The organism is Alcanivorax sp. (genome assembly GCF_019431375.1).
GTDB lineage: Bacteria > Pseudomonadota > Gammaproteobacteria > Pseudomonadales > Alcanivoracaceae > Alcanivorax > Alcanivorax jadensis_A.
Window position 1 is genome coordinate 2,281,695 of the sequence record NZ_CP080267.1, and the last position, 22,840, is coordinate 2,304,534.

Consider the following 22,840-nt stretch of genomic DNA (forward strand, 5'->3'; position numbering starts at 1 on the left):
GGGCTGCAGCTCATTGGAACCTGACGATCAAGGACGGCGATAGCGCATTAGCAAGGCGGGGCCATCCGGGGTTTTGACCACCTGACGGGCAATAAAGCCAGCGTTGCGGAAACAGTGAATGGCACGCAGGTTATCCGGGGCCGGATCGGCGATCACTTCGGTGACCAGGGGGTCGTCGAACAGCATCGCCACAAAAGCCGCCACTGCCGTGCTGCCAAACCCGTGATCCAGGTGGCTCTCGCTGGCAAGAAACACATCCACCCCACGCACGCCGGGATCGTCGATTTCCAGCCACCAGCCTTCATGGTGGTGCTCGATAGGCGCATAACGCTGAATAAAACCCAGCGGCTCAGAATCCAGTCTGATAAAGAAAAACATGGGGCCGCCGAAGCAACGCTGGGCCGGATGATAGTCCCGCACCACCTCCTCCAGACTGCGCTGCGGCCCCCACCAGCGGCTGACATGCTCACGCCCCAGCCAGTCATGCAGCACCGGCAGGTCCGCTTCGGTGAGCGGGGTAAAGGTGAGCCTGTCCGTTGCCACTGAGACTTTCATAACGTTTTTGCTATCGCCTTCCCTGTGTAGCGCACAGCCCTGTACGCATCATGCCGGTCTGTTTTGCAAAAGCGTAACCCGCATCCTTTTTAACGACTGCCAGCTGTTTATCGTTTTCCCATATTAATCAGTTTTGTCTATATCGTCTCCAGTACCAGAGGCTTGCACCTTTCCCACTTTTTGCCGGCGCTGATCGGCAATATAAGCACCGATAAAGAACAGTACAGAAACAGCCAGGAAGGGCCCGACACTGCCAGGCCAGTTCCAGTAATTCAGCCCGACATAGGTACCCATCAGCAAAGACACAGCCACCACGGCAAAACCGTTCTCGGTTCGCGTAATCCGGATCAACACCCATCCTGCCAATAGGGCACCGATCCCCCAAGCGGGAAAATCAATGAACCAGAAATCATTCGTCACTTTGTCCAGATAACCGGCCATCCAATCGGCCTTTTCCTTCGGCGGAATACCTTCCATTCCAAAATACAGGTTGTAGCCGAGCGTTCCCGCCATGGTGAGAAGAGAAATAATCGACGCCATAAAAGACATCGTTAACCATCCCGCCAGAATCCCCAGAGCCCATCTCATCCCTGCACCCTCTGTCCTTTATTTTTGATATTGAGACTTTACATCAACCAGAGTTGAGGTTTTATGCTTGCCTGATCTTTTTCCAACAGGGACTCACACCATGACGCTGGATATTGAAGCCTACCTGCAGCGGATCGGTTATCAGGGGGAAAAGCCACCCACCCTGACCACCCTTAAGGCCCTGCAACAATTACATCTGCAGGCCATTACCTTCGAAAATCTGAACCCGCTGCTGGGGCTCCCGGTGCCACTGGATCGCCAGGCCCTGATGGACAAGCTGGTTCACCAGCGTCGCGGCGGATACTGTTTCGAGAATAACCTGCTGTTCCTGGAGGTGCTTACCACCCTGGGGTTCCAGGCCCGCGGCATCACCGGCCGGGTCTACTGGAACCAGCCCGACGATGCCTGGCCACCACGCTCGCATATGCTGCTACTGGTGACGATTGGCGGTGAGGACTATCTCAGTGATGTGGGATTCGGTGGCATGACACCCACCGCGCCACTGCAACTCCACTGCCGTGATCCACAAAGCACACCGCTGGAACCGTTTCGTGTGGATGTGGATCAGGAGGGTTACAGCTTGTGGGTTAACGTTGGTGGTCCATGGCGCCTGCTTTATCGCTTCGATCTGATGCAACAGGGCGCCGTGGATTTCGAGATGGCCAACTGGTACGTGGCCTGCCACCCGCAATCCAAATTCGTGAATAACCTGATTGCCGTGCGCACCGGCGAAAATCGCCGCCATACCTTGCTCAACGAGCTCTATACGGTGCGTTATCCTGATGGCCGCAGTGAAAAACACACGATCACGTCGGTGACAGAATTATGGGGCTTACTGCAGGGGGTGTTTGCCATTGATATGGCGGGGATTGAGAGACAAAGCCTGGAGAAAGTGCTTAACGAAAAATCATTATTCCGGTAATGGAAACCGTTTGAAAAACTTCGCCTTGCGAGCAAGGCTCCAACGGTTTAAGTAGCGCTAGGGCACTACGCCGTTGGAGCCTTGTTCACAAGGCGAATTGCTACTCGTAACTCAGGTGCGTGGCCTTGCCGCGGAACACCCGGTAAATAAAGATCGTATAGCCCAGAATCATCGGCAAGGCGATGATGGCACCCCAGAAGGTAAACAGCAGGGACTCCGTGGCCGACGCCGCTTCCCAGATGGAAATCTGGCCCAGCACGATATCCGGGAACAGGCTGTAGGCCAGCCCGATACTCGCCAGCACACACACCACCATCAACGCCACAAAGGCCAGCCAACCATAACCGTTGTTCAGGATCTGCTTGCTGTTGAACACCCAGATCAGCCCTGCATAGGCCAGCGCGGTCGCCAGAGGAATGGGCATCAGGCCGATGGCGTTGGGCAGGGTGAACCACTTGTCGGCAATGGTACTGCTGACCAGCGGGGTGGCGATGGAAATCAGCAGCAAAAACCCGCCCGTGGGCCATACCGCCAGCCGCCCCCAGCGAGCGGCCTTGTTGAACAGCTCGCCTTCGGTCTTGATCAGCAACCAGGCGGCACCGAGCATGATGTACAGGGCCGGTAAGGCCAACGCAATCAACGCGGCGAACAGGGTGCTGGTAGCATCGCCGGTGAGCCCGGTGACAAAGGCGCCGAGCATCCAGCCCTGGCTGACGGAAGCCACCAGCGAGCCAAACGCGAACAGACGATTCCACTTGGCCTTGTGCTTGTCGCCGGCCTTGACCCGAAAATCGAACGATACCCCGCGCAGAATCAGCCCCATCAGCATCAGCGTCACTGGCAGGTACAGGGAGGTGAGCACGATGGAATGCGCCTGGGGAAAGGCAATCAGCAAAATACCCACACCCAGCACGATCCAGGTTTCGTTGGCATCCCAGAATGGCCCGATGGCTGCCACCATCACATCCTTTTCGTCATCGCTGGCGAAAGGCAGCAACATGCCAATGCCCAGATCGTAGCCGTCGAGAATGACATAGATCAGCAGCGCCAGGCCCATGGCGCCGGCAAAGAACAACGGAAGCCAGTATCCCAGATCCATCACGCGCCTCCTTCGGCAGTTTCCGCATCATTCATGGCCCGTTGCTGAGGGGTCAGCGTCAGGGACCGTGCCGGCTTGGTGGCCATGTGTCGCAAGGTGGCGATGTAGGACACCAACAGGAACAGGTACAGCAATACATAGCCGAACAGGGTGCCGGCAACGGTGGCGCTACTGTGATCCGCCACCACCTCGGAGGTGCGCAGCAGACCATCCACAATCCAGGGCTGGCGACCAATTTCGGTCACGTACCAGCCCGCCAGCACCGCAATCCAGCCGGAGAAGGTCATCACCGACAGGGCCCGCAGCAGCCAGGTCTGGGTGTCGCGGTTTTCATCCCGGTTGCGGAACAGCCGCCAGGCCGACCACCAGCCCACCAGCACCATCAACATGCCGATGCCCACCATCACCCGGAACGCCCAGAACACCGGCGCCACCGGCGGGGCTTCTCCCTCGAACTCATTGAGCCCGAGCACTTCACCGTCCCACTCATGGGTCAGGATGAAGCTGGCCAGTTTGGGCACCTTGATGGCCATGTGGGTAGTCTTCTCTTCCTCATCGGGAAAGCCGAACAGAGTCAGCGGGGCCCCTTTTTCCGTCTCCCAGATCCCCTCCATGGCGGCGATCTTGGCAGGCTGGTGCTCCAGGGTATTGAGCCCGTGCAAGTCACCGATAACCACCTGCAACGGCGCCAGCACAGCCGCCATCAGTGCACCGGTGCGCATCACCTTCCAGGTGGCCGGGCCATCCACACCGCGCATGGCCCGCCAGGCACTGATACCCATGATCAGGAAAGCCGCGGTCAACAGGGAGGCAGTGAACATATGGGCGAAGCGATAGGGGAAGGACGGGTTGAAGATCACCTCCCACCAGCTTTCCACGAAGAACACACCATCTTCAATCCGGTACCCCGTGGGGGTTTGCATCCAGGAATTGAGGCTGAGAATCCAGAACGCGGAAAACGAGGTACCCACTGCCACCAGCGCCGTGGCTATCAGATGAGTACGGTTGGAAACCCGATCTTTACCGAACAGCATGATGCCCAGGAAAGACGCTTCCAGGAAAAAGGCGGTAAGCACTTCATAACCCAGCAACGGCCCGGCAATGTTGCCCGCGCGCTCCATGAAACCGGGCCAGTTGGTGCCGAACTGAAAACTCATGGTGATGCCCGATACCACCCCCAGGGCGAAACTCAGGGCAAAGATCTTTACCCAGAAGAAGTAGGCATATTCCCAGGCCTTGTCACCGGAAAAGGTATAGCGCAGGCGAAAATAGAACAGCACCCAGCACAGGCCGATGGTGATGGTGGGGAAAAGAATATGGAAACTGATATTGGCAGCGAACTGCAGCCGGGCCAGCAGGAACGGATCAAACTCCACGGGCACAACCTCCCCATGTCAGGCCTGCGAACAGGATTCATGATTTTCACTAGGCTAGCACATAGAAATTGCGACGGTGTGTGACAAATTGCCCCAGGTCAACAACTGGCAGAATGACAGCAAGCGCCATGACCTTCGGCCTCTCTTACAAGAAGCCAACAAATGCCTAAATTTTGCATTATTTCCCGGGGAGAAAAATATCACCGAAAACCGGCAACTTGGTGGAGAAAACCCCCAACAAACCTGAACTTCATGCTCTCCTTTTTGCATACATCAAAGTCATCACCGTACCGGAACAAGCGTGCTATTGTGATTTAAAAGGATACCCAAACCGCCAGGAGGGCGAGGCCATGTTCAAGCTCATCACTGCATTTGTGCAGGAAGAAAGTGGCGCTTCCATTGTAGAGTACGCCATTCTCGTTTCATTGATCGCCATGGTGGCCATCGCCACCATCGTATTGGCTGGTGGCGAAGTCAGGGAGCTGTTTGATGGCGCCCAGACGAGCATCAGCGACGCCACCTGACGCTGACGGGGCTCGCCTCACCAAAGCCACGGCAGGCTTTGACCAGAGGCCAGCAAACGGGCACTTACCGCACAGCAATTGAACGCCTCGGCAAAGCTGGGTAGCTTATTGTCTGTAATCCCTGCATCGTTTTACGCGATGCCGACAATAACCTGACCTGCAGCGAGCCATGGCCCTGACTTCCGCGGACGTCCGCAACGCCGAACCTCTCAAGAAAGACTACAAACTCCGGGACGACAAGGGGCTTTACCTGCTGGTAGAGACCAATGGCAATCGTACCTGGAAATTCAACTACCGGTTCGATGGCCGCAGCAAGGTCATTACCCTGGGCCCCTGCCCGGAAGTCACCCTGGCCTTTGCCCGCCAGCTTCGTGACGAGGCCCGGGAGCTGATCGCCGACGGCACCGACCCGATTACCCGTTGTGAAAAGCGGGAAGTGTTCAGCCCCTCGGTGGAAACCTTCGAAGCGGTGGCGCGGGACTGGCTGGAACGGGTCTACCGGTTTGAAGTCTCTGAAGAACAGTTTCGCCGCACCAAACGGCAAATGGAAAACTACCTGATCTCCAGTATCGGCAAGCGGGTGGTCAGCGAAGTCACCCCGGAAGATCTGAAGTCCCTGGCTGCCGCCCTGGGTGCCGAGGGGCATCTGGACAAGGGCAAACGGGTACTGGGCATTGCCAAACGGGTCTACACCCATGCCCGCGATACCGGCGTGGCCGGCTACCAGCAGACCGGCGCCCTGCGCCGGCGCCTCACCGGCTCCGGCACCGAGCCGGAGTTCCTGCTTAGCACCCGCGAGCAACTCTTCAATCTGGCCAGCGGCGTGCTCGGCCAATGGAGTCGCACCACCACGACAGCGGCGCTCAAACTCACCGTCTGGTTGCTGGCCAGGCCCAGCGAGATCGTCAACGCGCGCTGGTCCGACATGGATCTGGATGCTGGAGAATGGCGCATCCGCCGTAAAAGCACCGATAGCCCGGACGGTAGCAAGATCATTACCGTACCCCTGCCCCGCCAGGCAGTGGAACTGCTGCGGGAAATAGAACCCCTTACCGGCCGCCAGGAATATATTTTCCCCGGCACCCGTGACCGCAAGAAGCATCTGGGCGCCAGCACCCTCACCGGCGCGCTGAAGAAAGTCACCCGCACTACACCCGTTTCCACCGACAACCTGCGCACCCTGGCCGCCACCGCCCTGGGCGAGCTGGGCTACCAGGCGGAACAGATCCAGTCACAACTGCTCAGCCAGACCGGCGACGAACAAACCGACCGCCAGGCCTACCTGGAAAAACGCCGGGAGATGTTGCAGGCCTGGGCGGACTATCTGGATAACACCGTGATCGGCAAGGTCACCCGCCGTTAAGGAATGCCAAGCAATGCTGGCACGCCAATACCTCAGGACGCTGAACCATGGAACCGATCCATAATCATCAGAACCTGATCCAGACTGTTCTCGACCTGGCTGAGGACAATGTACGCCAGGGCCAGGGCGGGCCTTTTGCCGCCCTGGTGGTGAAAGACGGCGTCATTATCGGCCAGGGCTGTAACCGGGTGACGGACCAGCGTGACCCCACCGCCCACGCGGAGATGGAAGCCATCCGTGACGCCTGCCACCACCTCGGTAGCCACCAGCTCCATGGCTGTGTGATCTACAGTAGTTGCGAGCCCTGCCCCATGTGCCTGGGTGCCATCTACTGGGCCAGACCCGACAAGCTGTTCTATCTCAACAGCCAGGCCGATGCGGCCCGTATCGGTTTTGATGACCAGTTTATCTACCAGGAACTGGCCCGACCTGTCGCGCAGCGCCAGCTGACCACCAAACAACTTGATCACCCGCGCCGGCTAGCCGCCTTCGAGTTATGGCAAACCAGTGAGGACCGGCAGGACTACTAGGGCCTGTTAAAAAGCCACACCGAATGACCCCGCCCGACCCCTCCTGTTAACCTGTAAGCCCATGGTTTGCAGAGCGCCCACAATGACCCGCCCCTTCGGTTTCCAGTTCGACAACAGCTACAGCCATTTGCCGGAAGACCTGTTTTCCCGCTGTCCACCACAGCCGGTGAAGGCACCGCAGATGCTGCTGTTCAACCGGGCCCTGGCCAAGGAACTGGGGCTGGACGGCGACGGGCTGGACAGCCCGGCAGGGGCAGCCCTCCTGGCGGGCAATGAGCTGATCGACGGCAGCGATCCCATCGCCCAGGCCTACGCTGGTCATCAATTCGGCAACCTGACCATGCTCGGCGATGGCCGCGCCATTCTGCTCGGCGAACAGATCACCCCGGATGGCGCGCGGCGGGATATCCAGCTCAAGGGCGGCGGTCGCACGGTATTTTCCCGGGGCGGTGATGGCCGTGCCGCGCTGGGCCCCATGCTGCGCGAGTACATCATCAGCGAAGCCATGCATGGCCTGGGCATCCCCACCACCCGCAGTCTGGCCGTGGTTAGCACCGGGGAATCCGTATTGCGCGAAACCGCCCTGCCCGGCGCCATTCTCACCCGGGTAGCCGCATCACACCTGCGGGTGGGCACCTTCCAATACGCCGCCGGCCGGCAGAATCCGGCGTTACTGGAAGCGTTGGTGGATTACACCCTGAACCGTCATTACCCGGAAAAAAATGACGGCGACAACAAGGCACTGGCCTTGCTGGATGCGGTGATGGACAGCCAGATTGATCTGATCGTGCACTGGATGCGGGTAGGCTTTATCCACGGCGTGCTCAATACCGACAACGTGACACTCAGTGGCGAAAGCATCGACTTCGGCCCCTGCGCCTTTATGGACAGCTTCGACCCGGACACGGTGTTCAGCTCCATCGACCGTCAGGGCCGCTACGCCTATGGCAATCAGCCCACCATCACCCAGTGGAACCTGAGCCGTTTCGCCGAGACCCTGCTGCCACTGATCGACGAGGACGTGGACAGCGCCATCGAGAAAGCCACCGCTGTGATCAAGTCTTTCAACGAACGCTACAGTGGAAAGTGGCTGGCAATGATGAAGAAAAAGCTGGGACTGTTCGGTGATGATCCGGTGGATGAAAAGCTGATTACCGATCTGCTGGAATGGATGAAAACCCATCAGGCGGATTACACCAATACCTTCCGTGATCTCACTGCCAAGTCTTTCCCAAAAGATCGTTTTTACCAGGATGACGACTTCATCAACTGGCACCAGCGCTGGCAGGCCCGACTGGGGCGGAACCGCAAGCCACTCAAATCGTCCCTGTGCCTGATGCGCAATCACAACCCGGCGGTGATCCCCCGCAACCATCGCGTAGAAGCAGCGCTGGTCGCAGCGGAACAGGGGAATCTCTCTGTTACCACGGCGCTACTGAAAGCGCTGAACGCCCCGTATGAGGACCGCGGCCTGGACAACGCCTATCGCCAGCCGCCAGCGCCAGAGGAACGGGTCTGCCAGACATTTTGCGGCACCTGATAACCAGTCGCCCCGACCATGGATTTGCCCTGCCCACAAAAGACGCCGTAGGAGCGTCGCTGGCGGCGCGATAGCCCAACGTGGCTAAAGAATGTATTACCACAGATGGCACAGAGCACACCGAGGAAAAGAAAAGGTTTTCTCGGTGTGCTCTCTGCCATCTGTGGGGAGAATGCTTTTAAAACAGGTTTGGGATCGCGCCGCCAGCGACGCTCCTACGGCATTGTCTGGATCGCGATATCAGATCAGGGGGTCGATGAAAACGTGACGGAGAAGCCGCTACGCTGCCATAGCCGTGCCACCCACAAGGTATGCAGATTGATCAGCACCGCCAACGTCCACTCAAACCCGTCATCCATGGTGTCGTAGTGTTCCGGCCAGATCACGCCAAGTATCAATGACCCGATGCCCACCAGAAGCGTAACGCCGCACAGCCGGAACAACCGCTGCCCCGCCGACGACAGCGCACTGTTACGCAGGGAGGCACTCAGCCCCAGTTGTGCCAGGTAGGTCAGGCCGAAGAATCCCACGACACCGATCCGACGCAGCAGGTAGGGCGTATCCCCCACGTGGCCAAGCACCACCGTATACAGCGCCAGAGGCAGGGCCGCCAGCATCCCCAGCCACCACCAGACCTTCGGCTCCACGCCCAGTTGCCGTAACCAATAACGATTGCTCCACCAGAACAACACCATGCAGACACAGGCAGGCAACATGCCCGCCTTGAACACGAAATAGGCGGTACCAGAACGGGACGCGCGGGAAATGCTGGTACACCCCTCGAACCAGGGCAGGCACCAGGGGACCAGCTGCTCACTGGCGGAGAGCAGGTAGCAGACATGCATGGTCACCAGCGGCAACAGGGCAGTGGCCCAGGCGAGTGGCGCCAAGCGGACAGCGGTTGGCGACGTGGTCATGGAGTGAGGTTAACGCAAGACAAAGGGCCATCACACCAGTCAGATCACCGTCATCGCGACAACGTCTTACCGGAAAGCAGCAAACGTAATGCCTTGCGTAGGGTGCACTGAGCCTAAGGCGAACTGCACCGATCCGGCGTTTGAATGGTGCAGTTCGCTTGGGCTCAGTGCACCCTACGTCTTGATCAGCACCGGGGTTTGCTATTGCTCACCTTGCAGCTTGTCCAGGGTGCGCAGCTCGAAATCGCTGGCATCATGGCGTTCCCACAACTGGCTGGAAGGGTCGCCCCAGGCGCGGTTCACTTTACGGCCGCGTTTCACTGCCGGTCGTTCGCCGATCTGCTCGGTCCAGCGCAGCACATTCTTGTAGGTGTGGGCTTCGATAAATTCCGCCGCTTCATAGACCTTGTTGGTCACCAGCGCACCATACCAGGGCCAGATGGCCATATCGGCAATGGTGTATTCATCACCGGCGATATAGTCGTTTTCTGCCAGCTGACGATCCAGCACATCCAGCTGCCGCTTGATCTCCATGGTGTAGCGATTGATCGGGTACTCGTACTTTTCCGGGGCGTAGGCATAAAAATGACCAAAGCCGCCCCCCAGCAGTGGCGCACTGCCCATTTGCCAGAACAACCAATTGAGCGTTTCGGTACGTTTGCCTGGTTCCGCGGGCAGGAATTCAGCAAATTTTTCTGCCAGATAAAGCAGGATGTTGCCGGACTCGAATACCCGGCGTGGCGGGGTAACGCTGTGGTCCATCAACGCGGGGATCTTGGAGTTGGGGTTCACCTCCACAAAGCCACTGCCGAACTGGTCGCCATTCTGAATATTGATCAGCCAGGCATCGTACTCCGCATCCTTGTGGCCCTTCTCAAGCAACTCTTCCAGCATCACTGTGACCTTTACCCCGTTAGGGGTGGCCAGGGAGTAAAGCTGCAAAGGATGCTTGCCCACTTGCAGGGCCTTGTCATGGGTGGGGCCGGCGATGGGGCGGTTGATATTGGCGAAAGCACCGCCATTGGCCTGGTCCCACTTCCAGACGCGGGGTGGGGTGTAGGTGTCATCGGACATAAAAACAGCTCCCGGTTAGAATCATCTCTTATCGGCAGGGTACCCGCCGACGGCGCTCAGGTCTTGCCCTTTACTCCATGATGCTTGGCATTTTCTACCGCTTTTCACGCACCCTGTCGGTAGCCTGCTGACTACACCCAGCGCCTAACCGATTCGGCTGTATCATCAGGCCGGGTATTGAAGCAAAGCCGGGCTTGAGGCGCATGACGGTGCACCACGTTAATCACCTTCTCGAAAAGCAGGAAATTGCTTTCCACAACACGAACCCCGGCACCGATCAGCACGCAATCGTAATGCTGCTGCGCCAGTTTTTTCTGCAGTACCGCCTCTGCGGTGTCACCAAAATCGATCAGACACTGTTCGGCAGCATAGCCCAGCTCCTTCAGGGCGTTTTCCGACGCGTCCAACCCTGCCTTGACCTTTTCCGCATTGATACCCGGCACGAAACCATAGGCCGGATCTGAAAAATCAATCAGGGTTGGCTCCAGCCCAACAATCAAAACCGTCTTCTCTGCCATTGCTGCCACTCCCTTTCAGAATTACCCGTTGAAGGCTTAACGCGATATACCACTCTCGTGCTGCTGGACTTCCCACAGGTGCGCATACAAGCCGCCCCGGGCCAGCAACTCGCCATGACTGCCCTGCTCCGCCACCTGGCCGTTGTCCAGCACAATGATGCGATCCGCATCCATGATGGTGGACAGGCGATGGGCGATCACCAGGGTGGTCTGCTGGTGGGAAATCTCGCGGATGGCCTTGAGAATGATTTTTTCCGAATGGCTGTCCAGGGATGAGGTGGCTTCGTCGAAGACCATGATCGGCGGATGCTTGAGCAACGCCCTGGCGATGGACACCCGCTGCTTTTCACCACCGGAGAGTTTCAGTCCCCGTTCGCCCACCATGGTGTTCTCTCCCTTCGGCAGGGAGGCGACGAAGTCGGACAGGTAGGCCAGCCGAATGGCCTCGCGAACCTCTTCGTCGCTGGCATCAATACGACCGTAGCGCACATTCTCGAAGATGCTGGTATTGAACAACACCGTATCCTGGGGCACCACGCCGATCTGTCGGCGCAGGGACGTCTGGCTGACCTGACGAATCGACTGACCATCAATGGTGATGTCGCCCCTGTTCACGTCATAGAAGCGGAACAGCAGCTTGAACAGGGTGGACTTTCCCGCCCCGCTACTGCCCACGATCGCCACCTTCTGTTTTGGTGGCACGGTGAAGCTGACGCCGCGAATAATTTCCCGTGTGTCGCCATACCCGAAGTGCACATCATCAAAGCGGATCTCACCGTCGCCCACTGTCAGCTCGCTGGCGCCTTCGCGATCCACCACACCAGGCTGCACGTCCAACACCGCAAACATGTTTTCGATATTGGTCATGGCGCCTTTCATTTCCCGGTAAACAAAACCGAGAAAATTCAGCGGCATGAACACCTGCATCATGAAGGCATTGATCAGCACGAAGTCACCCAGGGTCATCACCTTGTCGGTGACCTGCACCGCCGCCAGCACCATGGCTGCTGTCATGGCGGCGGCAATAATCAGTGACTGGCCCGCATTGAGGGCAAACAGTGACAAACGGTTTTTTCCCCGGGCCAGCTCCCAGCGCTCCAGGTTCTCGTCGTAGTTACGGGCTTCAAATTCCTCGTTGGTGAAATATTTCACCGTTTCATAGTTGAGCAGGCTATCGATGGCACGGGTGCTGCTGGAGGATTCCGCCTGGTTGGCCTCGCGGATAAAGGCCAGCCGCCATTCCGTGGCGAACACGGAAAAGGCCACATAGGCCGCCACCGATACCGCCACGATCAAGGCGAACCAGACATCGTAGTTCCACAGCAAGAGCCCGATCACCATGCCGATTTCCAGCAGGGTGGGCAGGATATTGAACACCATGAAACGCAGCAGAAAACTGATGCCATTAGTGCCCCGCTCGATATCGCGGGACAGCCCGCCGGTACGGCGGTTGAGATGAAAATCCAGATCCAGGGCATGCAGATGCCGAAACACCTTCAGGCCTATCCGCCGCATGGCCCGCTCGGTAACGCGCCCGAACAGGGTGTCGCGCAGTTCACCGAACAGCACATTGGAAAAACGCACCACCCCGTAGGCCAGCAACAGACCCAGCGGCAGGGTGATCAACTGACTGACATCCTTGGCGTCCAGCCCGTCGACGATGTGCTTGAGAATAAACGGCAACCCCACGCTGGCCAGCTTGGCCAGCACCAGGCAAACCACCGCCAGGGCAATACGGGTACGGAATTCCAGCAGATAGGGAAACAGGGTTTTCAGCACGGACCAGTCGATAGGTTTGGGGGTGACGTCCTGGCTCATACCGCGCATAACAAGGCCTGTTTCGGAGAAAAGTGCCCGCAGTATAACAACATGCCGGGCAACAATCGGATGACGGAACACCCGGGAACCCTATTACCGTTAATGAATCCTTTTTCCGGCTTTCCGTAGGAGCGTCGCTGGCGGCGCGATTGCAAACGTCGGGTTATGCACTTCGTTCCAGTTCGCGCCGCCAGCGACGCTCCTACAAGAAATATCAGGCAGCAGCATGCCGCCATGAATACCGGTTTTCATCGTCGGGCTAAGAGGAACGGGACTGCAACCACACCGCCAGGCCCTGGCTGTTGAGCTGGATATCCAGCCCCAGCACCGCCTGCAGCTGCTCGTCGGACATCTCACAGCCATGTTCACGGGCACAGCGAAACAGATACTCACCCATGGCAGTCATTAGTACTTTTTCCAGCGCCTCAGTGTCGCTGGTTGGTGCCACGTTTTCCGCCAGGGCCACATAGTCGTCCACCATGGTCAGCAGTCGCTCGCCCAGGGGTTGCGGGTTTTCCACCATGCCGTAATGGGTTAGGTAAATACGCTGGGGCGCAAGGGCCAGCAGCTTGCGGATGGAGGCTTTCAGCGCCGGCGGATCGAACTGCACCGGAGTGGTGGTCGGGCAGATAAAGGGCCCGTTCGGGGTGGTCAGGGCAGGATAGGAAAGCCCAAAGGTATCGCCGGTGAACAGCCCCCGGGATACCGGGTCGTGGACGCAGAAGTGGTGCCGGGCATGCCCCGGTGTATCGATAAACTGCAGGGTGCGCCCGCCCACCACGGCCTGGTCCCCGTCATCCATGGTCCGCACCCGGCTTTCCGGCACCGGGATCACATCCCCATAGATATCCGCGAACGCTTTCTCCCCATAGACAGCCATGGCCCCGGCCTTGAGTTTAGCCGGGTCGATCATGTGGCGGGCGCCACGGGGGTGGATCAACAAGGTGGCCTCGGGTAACGCTTCCATCAAGCCACCCACACCCCCGGCATGATCCAGATGCACATGGGTGGGAATCACGTATTTCACCTGCCGCCGATCAATCCCCTTTTCCGCCAGCAGAGACAGGATGATGGGGACCGTGTTGTGGGTGCCGGTCTCGATGATGGCGCATTCGCCGGCGTCTTCCAGCAGATAACAGGCCGCCAGCTCGTCGTGAACCATGGCGGTATCGATACGGGTAATGCCAAACGGCAGTGGCTGATAGACCTGAAAGGCCATGGCGGGCTCCTGCAGCGCATGAGCCTTTACTATACGTCAGTGACTAGGCGCCACCCCAGGCGACCATGGTAGTAAGTGGGCGTTCGAGCACTGATTCCCACTTGCTACCCGCCATTTTCCCATTGCCGCCGCCACTCCCGGGGCGACATACCCGTCCAGCCCTTGAAGGCACGGGTAAAATTGGCCGGGTTCAGATATCCCAGCTTTTCACTGATACGGCGGATCTCCAGTGTCGGATCACGCAGCAGCTGGGCACTGTCACGACGGCGGGCGTCTTCCAGCAATTGTTGATAGTTATAACCCTGTTCCTGCAGCCGGCGCCGTAGCGTGCGCGGTGTCATGTGCAGCATCTGAGCCAGCCCCTCCAGTGATAGATAGCCGTCAGGCCCCGGCACCAGAGCAGTACGCACACGACGCAGCACATCACTGCCCGCCGCCGACAGCGCACTTTCCCGTTCGCACAGAGCCAGCGCAGCGCGCAGGCCTTCCGGATTAGCTGTTTGCAGAGGGGCATCCAGAATGGTCAGATCGCCCTCCAGGGCAATCCCCACCCGCGGCATTCCCAGCCGCACCGGTGGCAGGGACGCCATGTCAGTGCCAGGGCGAAGGGAAAAGTCATACTGCAGCCAGAACTCCACCGTGATCGGTGCCTGGGGTAACAAGAATTCGATGCCCTTGAAAATGCTTGTCAGCATGGCGCTGAACAGCATCTGCTGCACCCTGGCCGGCGAATCCACTTCGGGCAACAACTCCAGAAAAACGCGCTGCGTTTCCTCATGGACGGTACACAGGGCACCGCGTCCACGCACATGCCAGTAGGTCTCGAGAATATGTATCGCCTGGCGCGGCGTGTCGGCACACATCAGGGCATATCCCAGATGGCCATGGGCGGTCAGCGGCATCCGTTGCCCGCAGGCAAAACCCAGGGAGTCATCGTCGGTATGCACCAGCACTGCGGCGGCGATGCGAATCACCGACCGCAATGACACCAGCCCCCCCGGTTCCTCCAGCCCCGCCAAATCCGCCTGGGAGAGCGCAGCGCTTTCCAGCACCCCCTGGCGTGACGCACCCGCCGCCACCGCCGCTTCCACGAAGGCATGCGGGTAAGTGGCTGACTGGGTGGGCTGACGAGTCCAGGGCGGCAGATTCGCCAGCAGCTTGTCTGTCTCCTCCATCAACTCACTGTGCACCATGTGGTCACCAATGATAATTATTCTGTCCGGGCAGAATCTCACGCTCCTCGCCGGGCAACCAGTACCGTATGGCCCATATTGAGACAAAAGGGCCGCCCACGGCCGCAAAGGAGCACAACCATGAATGCTAATGTTCCCATTAATCAGGATAAGAAACGCAAAGGGCTCACCGGTACCGTACGCAACGCCGTCAGCAAGACCCCCAAGGGCATGGTCCCGCAAATCCGTCGCCCCAAATTCGAATTCGCCGAGAATGACCTGCCTCGTTACTGGTGGGACAACCACCCGGTGAAGACGCTACTGCTGGCTGCCATGTCCGCTGGCTTCCCGCCTGGCGAGCGTTTCTTCATCGATTCCGTGCGCCACTACGAAAAGCAGATCACCGATCCGGAACTGAAAAAAGCCATCAAGGGGTTTATCGGCCAGGAAGCGCACCACTCCCGCGAGCACGAAATGCTGAACGGTTTCCTGCAGGAGCGCGGCGTCGACCTGGCGCGCCTGGAGAAAGAAGTCCTCGGCTTTATGAACTGGATGCGTAAAAACTTGAGCCCGGAACGTCAACTCGCCCATACCGTCGCAGTGGAACATTTCACCGCGATAATGTCCGAGGAATTTCTCCTCAAGTACGACGCACTGGACGAGATGGACCCGCGCATGGCACCGGTCTGGGCCTGGCACGCCATTGAGGAATCCGAGCACAAGGCCGTAGCCTTTGACGTCTACAAAGCCGTCGGAGGCAGTGAATTTGCTCGGGTGACCGAGATGATGCGAGTCAGCATGCTATTTCCGGTGTTGACCAGCGTGCATCTGATACAACTGATGAAGGCCGACGGCCAGCTCAGCAATGTGAAGGCATGGGTCAGCGCACTCAACTACATGTGGGGCAAACCCGGAATATTTCGCAGGCTGCTGCCCGCCTACGTCAAGTTCTACAGCCCGAAATTCCATCCGTGGAATCACGACGCCCGGGATCTGGTGGAGAACGCGAAGAAGAAATGGCTGGGTGACTGGGGCTGAGACCGGCCAAGGCTTACCGGGGACACGCACCCATTGCCGCGGCCAGCCCCCAAACCGGACTTCACGCCATCTTGCCTCGTCCGCCACCACGCTGGTGGTTTATCCGTGAAAAAAGGGCCGTACCATGACCGGAATGACTGCACTGCTGATTTACATCGTCTGGACGCTGATTCTGGCGCTCAGTTACGCCACCTACCGGTTACCGCTGGTGCTCACCGGCAAGAAGACAGCCAGCCACTGGGAGCGAGGCAAACCGGTTGATGACCCAGCTATTCTGGTCCGCGCCAAGGCTGCCCATCTGAATTGCCTGGAAAACCTGCCGCTATTTGCGGCCCTGGTGCTGGTCGCGGCGGCCACGGGGCAGAGCGAGACCGTGAATGCGGTAGCGGGCTTTATTGTGGCGGCACGCATCGGGCAAAGCCTGGTCCACCTGATCGGCACCAGTTTTCCCCTGGTATTCATCCGCGCCAGCCTGTTTCTCGCCCAGGTAGCCCTGATGCTGTATCTGGCCTTCGCGTTGATGTAATCCGAGCGGCCTTCCCAATCGGGGACACGCACCCATTCAAACCTGTGCGTGTCCCCGATCTCCCCCCCCAATCTCCACAATCTCCGCCCCTGTCCGCCACCAAAGGTATACAGAACAGGCCATAACGGGCCTCCCCCGTACAAAACCCTGCTTTATTCACTCTTTAGTGTGATAAATTTTGCACCTGCTTTATTCACAATAAAGCCTGATCCGGTCATTCCACCGGCATACAGGCAAGGGGAACAATATGGGGTTCAAACGGGGGTTACCGGCGCTGCTGGCGCTGGTGTGTTTACTGGGGTTTGGTCAACTCAGGGCCGACTTCATTCAGATTGACGGCTTTGTGCCGGTCATGCCGGAAGCCAGCCGGGGAATAACCCGCTATCCGCTGCCGGCAACGTCGACCACCACCAACGGGGCGACTTTCACCGAAACCGGTGGCCGCGCCAAGGTCACTCTGGGCGGCAACGGCAACACCGCCGGCGCCCTGCTGATGACCTACACGTTCCCCTCCCCCATCGATCTCACCGATGGCGGCACCAACACCCAGTTCTTCCTGGTCATGGACCGGATTGTCCGGGCCGAGGCCGCCGAAGGGGAAACTGCCCTGAGTGTCACCATTACCGCCCGCGACACCAGCGGCGTGAATGGCACCTACAATACCGGCATCGGCAATGTGCCCGACGGCCAGTCCCTGGCGCTGAACTTCAATTGCAGCGTCAACCCGACCTGCTTTTCACCGCAGCCGAATTTCGGTGCCATCAACCGGATCACCGTGCGGCTGGCGTTCCCGACCAACTACGCCGGCCCCACCGACATTACCGAGATCGACATGGACTCGGTGTATGTGACGCCGACCGGTGGCTCGTTCCCGCCGGTATTCACCAGCGGCGGTACCAGCGCCACCTTCCGGGAAGGCGCCGCTGCCACCCCGGTAGTATTTGCCGCCTCCGGGGTACCGGAACCGGTATTGAGCCAATCCGGCACCCTGCCCGCCGGCGTTACCTGGGACAGCGTCAATTACCGACTCACCGGCACCCCGGCCACCGGCAGCCAGGGCGTCTATCACCCGGTGATTACCGCCACCAACAGCGCCGGTAGCGCAGGCAGATCGTTCACGCTTTTCGTGGAAGGCCCGCCCACCCTTACCAGCGCCAACGCCACCACCTTCTCGGAAGGCCAGGCCAACAGCTTCAGCGTCACCGCAGACGGTTACCCGGCGCCCACCTATTCCGTCACCGCCGGCAGCTTGCCCGATGGCGTCACGCTCAGCAGTAACGGCACCCTCAGTGGCACACCGGTCAACGCCGAGGCCAGCTACCCGATCACCATTACCGCCGATAACGGCGTCAGCCCGGCGGACAGCCAGTCCTTCACGCTTACCGTGAACCGGGCACCCCGGGTCATCGGCTTTACCGTTAACGGCCAGGAAGACACCCCGCTGAATCTGTCAGCCGGCGACTTTACGGTTACCGAACCGGACGGCGAAAACCTGTCTGTTTCCATCGACACCCTGCCCGCCAACGGCACCCTGCTGCAGGCTGGCGTTGCGGTCAGCGCCGGCACCCTGATGCCCCTGGCCGACCTGAATACCCTTTCCTTCATGCCCGATGCCAACTGGCACGGCAGCAGCAGCTTCAACTGGCGGGCCAGCGATGGCACCCTGTTCAGCCCCACCGCCACGGCGACCCTGACCATCGCCAGCGTCAACGACGCACCGGTCATCAGTGAGGGAAGCGACGCCGATTACATCACCGACGAAGACAGCGCCCTGCTGACCACGCTGACTGCCAACGATGTGGAAAGTGATCCGCTGAGCTGGAGCGTGTCCAGCGCCGCAGCCAACGGCCAGGTAGAAGTGGCCGGCGGCAATGTGACCTACACCCCCGCCCTGAATTTCAATGGCACGGACACCTTCGCGGTGAGCGTCAGCGACGGTAACGGCGGCGCGGCCAGCCACACCTTCAACGTCACCATCAACCCGCTCAACGATGCCCCCGTGATCACCCAGGGCAATGCGGTGACCGTGGACATGGACGAAGACAGCTCACCCACCGCCTTTGCGCTGACACTGGAGGCCAGCGATATTGAGGATGACCTGCTGAGCTGGTCGCTACCGACCCCGGCCAGCGAAGGCACGGCCACCGTCAGCGGCACCGGCGCCAGCCCCGCTATCAATTACCAGCCCGCGCCCAACTACAGCGGCAGCGACAGCTTTGTGCTGCGTGTTGCCGATGGCAACGGCGGCAACGCCGATATCACCGTCACCGTGAATATTGCCGGAATCAACGACGCCCCGACCCTGGCCGGCCCGGCCAGCGTCAGCGCGGTGGAAAACGTGGCGCTCAGCGTGAGCCCCACCACCCTGACCGACGTGGAAGGTGACACCCTCACCGTCACCGCCAGCGGCCTGCCCGCCTGGGCCAGTGTGAACAGCAGCAGCGGCGAGATCAGCGGCACCCCGGGCTCCGACACCGTGGCCAGGTATCTGCCATCACCTTGACTGCCAGCGATGGGCAGGCGGACAGCACCCTGGAGATGACGATTGAAGTGCTCGCCGATCTGGATGGCGACACCATTGCCGATATCTATGACGATGACATCGACGGCGATGGCATGAGCAACGACTTTGAAACCACCGCCGGTCTGGACCCCAGAGATCCCGGCGACGCCGATACCGATCTGGATGGTGACGGCACCAGCAACCTGGACGAGTTCCTCGCCCATAGCGACCCCACCGTGGATGACTATGCGCCGCTGCTGGACGCCGCCACACCGGTGAGCACGGATTCCACCGGCCTGTTCACCCTGGTGCAGCTGGGCACTCTGGTAGCCCGCGACGGCCGGGACGGGGACATCAACACCTCTCCCGACCGGGGCTATTTCGCACCAGGGCAACACCTGGTTGAGCGCAGCGCCACCGACAACGCCGGCAATACCGCCAGCACCGATCAAACCGTCAGTGTGATCCCGCAGATCAGCTTCGGCCCTGACCCGGTCTCCGCCGAAGGCGCCAGCGTCACCCTGCGCGCCTACCTGAACGGCCCGGCCGCCCAGTATCCGGTCACCGTGCCCTATACCCTTAGCGGCAGCGCCGACTCCAGCGACCATGATCTGGTAGAAGGTGACCTGATCATCAACGCCGGCACCGAAGCCAACCTGGCCCTGCAACTGATTGCCGACGGCAGCAGCGAAGGCAGTGAAAACCTGCAGGTGATCTTCGGCACCCCCAGCAATGCAGTGCCCGGCTTCCTGACCACCCAGACCGTCACCATCCACGAAAGCAATGTGGTGCCGGCGGTTCAGCTGCACGCGGAACAGAATGGTGCGCAGGCACGCTGGCTGACTCCGGCCGGTGGCCCGGTCACGGTGACGGCCACCATCGAGGATGCCAACGGCGGCGACAGCCACACCCTGGACTGGTCCGCCACCAGCGGTGCGCTGGTGGACACTGACGGCGACCCGCAGAGCTTCACCTTTGACCCGGCGCTGCTGGGCCCGGGACAGTACACCCTGGCGGTCTCCGTCTCCGATGGCAGCGCTGCGGTGAGCAGCTCGCTGGCGCTGCGCCTGCTGGGCGAAGCGCCGGTGCTTGGCGATGATGACAGCGACGGCGACGGTCTGGACGACCTGAGCGAAGGCATGGCCGACAGTGACAACGATGGCGTGCCGGATTACCTGGATGCCATCGCTGCCGGCAATGTGCTGCAGGGCCAGCCCGCCATCGCCGACCAGCACCTGCTGGAAACCGAGCCCGGCCTGCTGCTCAGCCTCGGCGACACCGTTCTTGCAGCCGACAACAGCGCCGCCACCATAAGCGCCCAGGAACTGCTGGATGCCTTCAATGCGTCCCTCGACAGCGGTTTTGACCTGCAAGACGGCAACCGCTTTGTTGACGTGCGCATTGCCGCCCTGGGCGCACCGCAACGCACCGCTTACCTGGTGGTGCCCCAGGCCCGGGCGATCGGGTCCAACGCCAGCTTCCAGCTGTTCGCCAACGGCGGCTGGCACACTGCCGGCAACGTGGCGTCTGCCCCGGGCGCCAAAGGGTACTGCCCCTCCCCCGGCTCCGCCGCATACCGCAGCGGCCTGAACCCGGGCGACTGGTGTGTGCGCGTGGGCATCCGTGACGGCAGCGCCGCGGATGCGGACGGGCAGACCGATGCAAGGGTTGCCGTGCGTGGCGGCGTCGTAGCCGCACCCCGTAAAGGTCTGCTCGACGGCCTGCTTGACGGCGCAACAGGAAGCTCCAGCTCCTCTGGCATCGGCAGCGTCAATCTCAACGGCCTGCTGCTTCTGCTCGGCATGCTCGGCCTGGCCCGTCGCTATCGGCCAGGGCGGGCCAACTAACCACTATTTCCTGCAAACAAAAACAGCGGCCCAGGCCGCTGTTTTTTTATCACCGCAAAGTGCGTCGAGGTTACTCGGCGTCACCGGCAAGGAAGGCATCCAGCAACAAGGTGCTGTTGGCCTGCACCGCGGTGGTAATCGCCAGGCCCGGATTTTCGATGCGGAATTTCGGGTTGTGGTTGAGCGGCGGCAGTTCTCCGGTGCTCATGTACTTCTTCATCACATCCGGGGCGCCACCGCCCACTTCCACAAACAGGGTTTCGGCATCTTCAATGCCCGCCACCAGCATGGGGAAATCCTCGGAGCCCATCACCGGCGGAATGCCGGGCATGATCCGTTTTTTCCCCAGGGCCGCCACCAACGCTTCATTGGCCTTCGCAGCAAGGGCAGGCTCGTTAATCACCGGCTCCGCATACCCCAGCATGGTCATGGTGGGTTTGCGCTCCTCCGGCACACCCGCAGCAACGGCAATGCCCTGGGTTTCCCGCTCGATGGCATCCAGCATGGTCTGGCGCACGCCCTTGTCGAACCAGCGCAGGTTCAGTTTCAGGGTGCCGGTTTCCGGAATCACGTTATGGGTTTCACCCACCTGCATTGCGCCCACTGTCAGCACCGCCGGGTCCTGGGCCGGGATGTTTCGGCTGACGATGGTCTGGTAGGCCATCACCGCCCGCGCGCCCATCACCACCGGATCAATGGTGCCTTCCGGGCGAGAACCGTGGCCGCCAATCCCGGTGAGATGCACATCCAGCTGATCGCTGCCGGCCATGCGGCGGCCGGCTTTCACCGCCACCGTGCCTGCCGGCCACACCGGGTACACGTGGGCGGAAATCAGCAGGGAAGGCTTGGGCACCTTGTCGTAAAGACCATCGTCCACCATGGCCTGGGCACCGGCGATCAGCTCCTCCGCCGGCTGGCCGACCAGCACCAGGGTGCCGGACCAGGCATCGCGGGTTTCCATCATCACCTTGGCGATGCCCAGCAACCAGGCGGTATGGGAATCATGACCACAGGCATGGGACACATAGCTGGTGCTGCCATCATCCAGCTTCACCTGTTTCTTGCTGGCATAGGGCAAACCGCTTTCCTCTTTCACCGGCAGGGCATCCATGTCGCTGCGGAACATGATCACCGGGCCATCGCCGTTTTTCAGCACCGCGGCCAGGCCGGTTTCCGCAATGCCGGTATGCACCTGGTAACCGAGCTTCTTAAGACGCTTGGCCACCAGCGCAGAGGTATCGTGCAGGTCGAAGGCCAGCTCCGGATTGGCATGCAACTGGCGGAACACCTTCTCCAGCTCCGACTGCTGGTCCGCAGCCAGCTTGCCAACCTTTTCGCTCAGCGAGGTGGGAATACCAGCCTGTGCCAGGCCGCAGGCCATCACTGCGCCAGCCAGAAGGCTGCTGCGCAGCCCGTTGATAAGTGACATGTGCTCTCCCTTTATTTTTTTGGAATACAATTCCAATAATTGACCACAGCAGGGGCAATCAGGTCAAGCAGAGACTCTTCAATCGGGGACACGCATGAATACAGGCGCCGGGAAATGCCGGAATACCACTCACTTTACGCGGCATGGCATCGGGGGACAGGCACCGGTTCGTTGGAGCCTTGCTTGCGAGGCAAAGACGGTCAATCTGACGCAGGGCCTACGGTAGATGGCTCTTCGCTTTGCAAGCAAACCTCCAACGGAGGCGCCTTGATCGTTTGACAT

The 22,840-nt window shown here is 60.0% G+C and carries 20 protein-coding genes; 9 read left to right on the forward strand and 11 right to left on the reverse strand.

Translation table 11 applies throughout. The features are described 5' to 3' along the window. Window positions 1-27 precede the first annotated feature (27 nt). Together KZ772_RS10635 and KZ772_RS10640 are read right to left on the reverse strand one after the other, a co-directional pair. The gene (locus KZ772_RS10635; RefSeq protein WP_290536552.1) at window positions 28-555 is read right to left on the reverse strand and encodes a GNAT family N-acetyltransferase; all 528 of its coding nucleotides are present in this window, start codon (window positions 553-555) and stop codon (window positions 28-30) included. A 123-nt stretch (window positions 556-678) separates the two neighbouring features. Continuing rightward, window positions 679-1,143 (reverse strand): hypothetical protein, encoded by a 465-nt coding sequence (locus KZ772_RS10640; protein ID WP_290536553.1) that lies wholly within the window; start codon window positions 1,141-1,143, stop codon window positions 679-681. Window positions 1,144-1,243: 100 nt separating this feature from the next. On the opposite strand from KZ772_RS10640, the gene KZ772_RS10645 reads away from it, so the two are divergent. After that, a complete protein-coding gene (locus KZ772_RS10645) occupies window positions 1,244-2,065 on the forward strand; it encodes an arylamine N-acetyltransferase (RefSeq protein ID WP_290536554.1) in 822 nt (273 codons plus the stop codon). Between the two features lie 100 nt (window positions 2,066-2,165). Here KZ772_RS10645 and KZ772_RS10650 read toward each other — a convergent pair whose 3' ends face one another. Continuing rightward, window positions 2,166-3,164 carry a cytochrome d ubiquinol oxidase subunit II gene (locus KZ772_RS10650; protein WP_290536555.1) on the reverse strand — a complete coding sequence of 333 codons (999 nt, stop codon included), beginning with the start codon at window positions 3,162-3,164 and terminating at the stop codon, window positions 2,166-2,168. Then, the gene (locus KZ772_RS10655; protein ID WP_290536556.1) at window positions 3,164-4,540 is read right to left on the reverse strand and encodes a cytochrome ubiquinol oxidase subunit I; all 1,377 of its coding nucleotides are present in this window, start codon (window positions 4,538-4,540) and stop codon (window positions 3,164-3,166) included. Before KZ772_RS10655 ends, KZ772_RS10650 begins: the two co-directional genes overlap by 1 nt. A 350-nt stretch (window positions 4,541-4,890) precedes the next feature. Between KZ772_RS10655 and KZ772_RS10660 the strand changes: the two genes are divergently transcribed. The 4 genes from KZ772_RS10660 to KZ772_RS10675 all read left to right on the forward strand — a co-directional run bounded on the left by KZ772_RS10660 (window position 4,891) and on the right by KZ772_RS10675 (window position 8,497). Further along, window positions 4,891-5,064, forward strand: coding sequence for a hypothetical protein (locus KZ772_RS10660; RefSeq protein WP_290536557.1), 174 nt, complete (start codon window positions 4,891-4,893; stop codon window positions 5,062-5,064). A 169-nt stretch (window positions 5,065-5,233) separates the two neighbouring features. Continuing rightward, window positions 5,234-6,427: an integrase arm-type DNA-binding domain-containing protein gene (locus tag KZ772_RS10665; RefSeq protein ID WP_290536558.1), complete on the forward strand. Its 1,194-nt coding sequence runs from the start codon at window positions 5,234-5,236 to the stop codon at window positions 6,425-6,427. Window positions 6,428-6,474: 47 nt separating this feature from the next. Beyond that, on the forward strand, window positions 6,475-6,957 hold the full coding sequence (locus KZ772_RS10670) for a nucleoside deaminase (protein ID WP_290536559.1): 483 nt from the start codon (window positions 6,475-6,477) through the stop codon (window positions 6,955-6,957). 82 nt (window positions 6,958-7,039) lie between these two features. Then, window positions 7,040-8,497 (forward strand): protein adenylyltransferase SelO, encoded by a 1,458-nt coding sequence (locus tag KZ772_RS10675; RefSeq protein ID WP_290536560.1) that lies wholly within the window; start codon window positions 7,040-7,042, stop codon window positions 8,495-8,497. A 245-nt stretch (window positions 8,498-8,742) separates the two neighbouring features. Here the strand turns inward: KZ772_RS10675 and KZ772_RS10680 are convergent, their stop codons facing one another. The 6 genes from KZ772_RS10680 to KZ772_RS10705 all read right to left on the reverse strand — a co-directional run bounded on the left by KZ772_RS10680 (window position 8,743) and on the right by KZ772_RS10705 (window position 15,278). Next, window positions 8,743-9,414, reverse strand: coding sequence for a hypothetical protein (locus KZ772_RS10680; protein ID WP_290536561.1), 672 nt, complete (start codon window positions 9,412-9,414; stop codon window positions 8,743-8,745). Between the two features lie 201 nt (window positions 9,415-9,615). Further along, window positions 9,616-10,488, reverse strand: a complete 873-nt coding sequence (gene yghU, locus KZ772_RS10685) for a glutathione-dependent disulfide-bond oxidoreductase (protein WP_290536562.1) — start codon at window positions 10,486-10,488, stop codon at window positions 9,616-9,618. Between the two features lie 131 nt (window positions 10,489-10,619). Beyond that, window positions 10,620-11,006, reverse strand: a complete 387-nt coding sequence (locus KZ772_RS10690; RefSeq protein WP_290536563.1) for a hypothetical protein — start codon at window positions 11,004-11,006, stop codon at window positions 10,620-10,622. 36 nt (window positions 11,007-11,042) lie between these two features. Continuing rightward, a complete protein-coding gene (locus tag KZ772_RS10695; protein ID WP_290536564.1) occupies window positions 11,043-12,833 on the reverse strand; it encodes an ABC transporter ATP-binding protein/permease in 1,791 nt (596 codons plus the stop codon). Between the two features lie 250 nt (window positions 12,834-13,083). Further along, a complete protein-coding gene (locus KZ772_RS10700; RefSeq protein ID WP_290536565.1) occupies window positions 13,084-14,043 on the reverse strand; it encodes an MBL fold metallo-hydrolase in 960 nt (319 codons plus the stop codon). Between the two features lie 104 nt (window positions 14,044-14,147). Then, a complete protein-coding gene (locus KZ772_RS10705) occupies window positions 14,148-15,278 on the reverse strand; it encodes an AraC family transcriptional regulator (protein WP_290536566.1) in 1,131 nt (376 codons plus the stop codon). Between the two features lie 78 nt (window positions 15,279-15,356). Between KZ772_RS10705 and KZ772_RS10710 the strand changes: the two genes are divergently transcribed. The 4 genes from KZ772_RS10710 (at window position 15,357) to KZ772_RS10725 (ending at window position 21,129) form a co-directional block, all read left to right on the forward strand. After that, window positions 15,357-16,253 (forward strand): metal-dependent hydrolase, encoded by an 897-nt coding sequence (locus tag KZ772_RS10710; protein WP_290536567.1) that lies wholly within the window; start codon window positions 15,357-15,359, stop codon window positions 16,251-16,253. A 124-nt stretch (window positions 16,254-16,377) separates the two neighbouring features. After that, window positions 16,378-16,779, forward strand: coding sequence for an MAPEG family protein (locus tag KZ772_RS10715; RefSeq protein ID WP_290536568.1), 402 nt, complete (start codon window positions 16,378-16,380; stop codon window positions 16,777-16,779). A gap of 247 nt (window positions 16,780-17,026) precedes the next feature. Beyond that, window positions 17,027-19,282 (forward strand): tandem-95 repeat protein, encoded by a 2,256-nt coding sequence (locus KZ772_RS10720; protein ID WP_290536569.1) that lies wholly within the window; start codon window positions 17,027-17,029, stop codon window positions 19,280-19,282. Further along, on the forward strand, window positions 19,279-21,129 hold the full coding sequence (locus KZ772_RS10725; RefSeq protein ID WP_290536570.1) for a hypothetical protein: 1,851 nt from the start codon (window positions 19,279-19,281) through the stop codon (window positions 21,127-21,129). The genes KZ772_RS10720 and KZ772_RS10725 overlap by 4 nt, the downstream gene beginning before the upstream one ends. Before the next feature lie 70 nt (window positions 21,130-21,199). Here KZ772_RS10725 and KZ772_RS10730 read toward each other — a convergent pair whose 3' ends face one another. Further along, the gene (locus KZ772_RS10730; protein WP_290536571.1) at window positions 21,200-22,558 is read right to left on the reverse strand and encodes an amidohydrolase; all 1,359 of its coding nucleotides are present in this window, start codon (window positions 22,556-22,558) and stop codon (window positions 21,200-21,202) included. Window positions 22,559-22,840: the final 282 nt, after the last annotated feature.

Bases quoted from the DNA above. Each gene is read 5' to 3' on its own strand.
- KZ772_RS10635 (WP_290536552.1), bottom strand. From the start codon at position 555: ATGAAAGTCTCAGTGGCAACGGACAGGCTCACCTTTACCCCGCTCACC.
- KZ772_RS10640 (WP_290536553.1), bottom strand. From the start codon at position 1,143: ATGAGATGGGCTCTGGGGATTCTGGCGGGATGGTTAACGATGTCTTTT.
- KZ772_RS10645 (WP_290536554.1), top strand. From the start codon at position 1,244: ATGACGCTGGATATTGAAGCCTACCTGCAGCGGATCGGTTATCAGGGG.
- KZ772_RS10650 (WP_290536555.1), bottom strand. From the start codon at position 3,164: ATGGATCTGGGATACTGGCTTCCGTTGTTCTTTGCCGGCGCCATGGGC.
- KZ772_RS10660 (WP_290536557.1), top strand. From the start codon at position 4,891: ATGTTCAAGCTCATCACTGCATTTGTGCAGGAAGAAAGTGGCGCTTCC.
- KZ772_RS10665 (WP_290536558.1), top strand. From the start codon at position 5,234: ATGGCCCTGACTTCCGCGGACGTCCGCAACGCCGAACCTCTCAAGAAA.
- KZ772_RS10670 (WP_290536559.1), top strand. From the start codon at position 6,475: ATGGAACCGATCCATAATCATCAGAACCTGATCCAGACTGTTCTCGAC.
- KZ772_RS10675 (WP_290536560.1), top strand. From the start codon at position 7,040: ATGACCCGCCCCTTCGGTTTCCAGTTCGACAACAGCTACAGCCATTTG.
- KZ772_RS10680 (WP_290536561.1), bottom strand. From the start codon at position 9,414: ATGACCACGTCGCCAACCGCTGTCCGCTTGGCGCCACTCGCCTGGGCC.
- yghU (WP_290536562.1), bottom strand. From the start codon at position 10,488: ATGTCCGATGACACCTACACCCCACCCCGCGTCTGGAAGTGGGACCAG.
- KZ772_RS10690 (WP_290536563.1), bottom strand. From the start codon at position 11,006: ATGGCAGAGAAGACGGTTTTGATTGTTGGGCTGGAGCCAACCCTGATT.
- KZ772_RS10695 (WP_290536564.1), bottom strand. From the start codon at position 12,833: ATGCGCGGTATGAGCCAGGACGTCACCCCCAAACCTATCGACTGGTCC.
- KZ772_RS10700 (WP_290536565.1), bottom strand. From the start codon at position 14,043: ATGGCCTTTCAGGTCTATCAGCCACTGCCGTTTGGCATTACCCGTATC.
- KZ772_RS10710 (WP_290536567.1), top strand. From the start codon at position 15,357: ATGAATGCTAATGTTCCCATTAATCAGGATAAGAAACGCAAAGGGCTC.
- KZ772_RS10715 (WP_290536568.1), top strand. From the start codon at position 16,378: ATGACCGGAATGACTGCACTGCTGATTTACATCGTCTGGACGCTGATT.
- KZ772_RS10720 (WP_290536569.1), top strand. From the start codon at position 17,027: ATGGGGTTCAAACGGGGGTTACCGGCGCTGCTGGCGCTGGTGTGTTTA.
- KZ772_RS10730 (WP_290536571.1), bottom strand. From the start codon at position 22,558: ATGTCACTTATCAACGGGCTGCGCAGCAGCCTTCTGGCTGGCGCAGTG.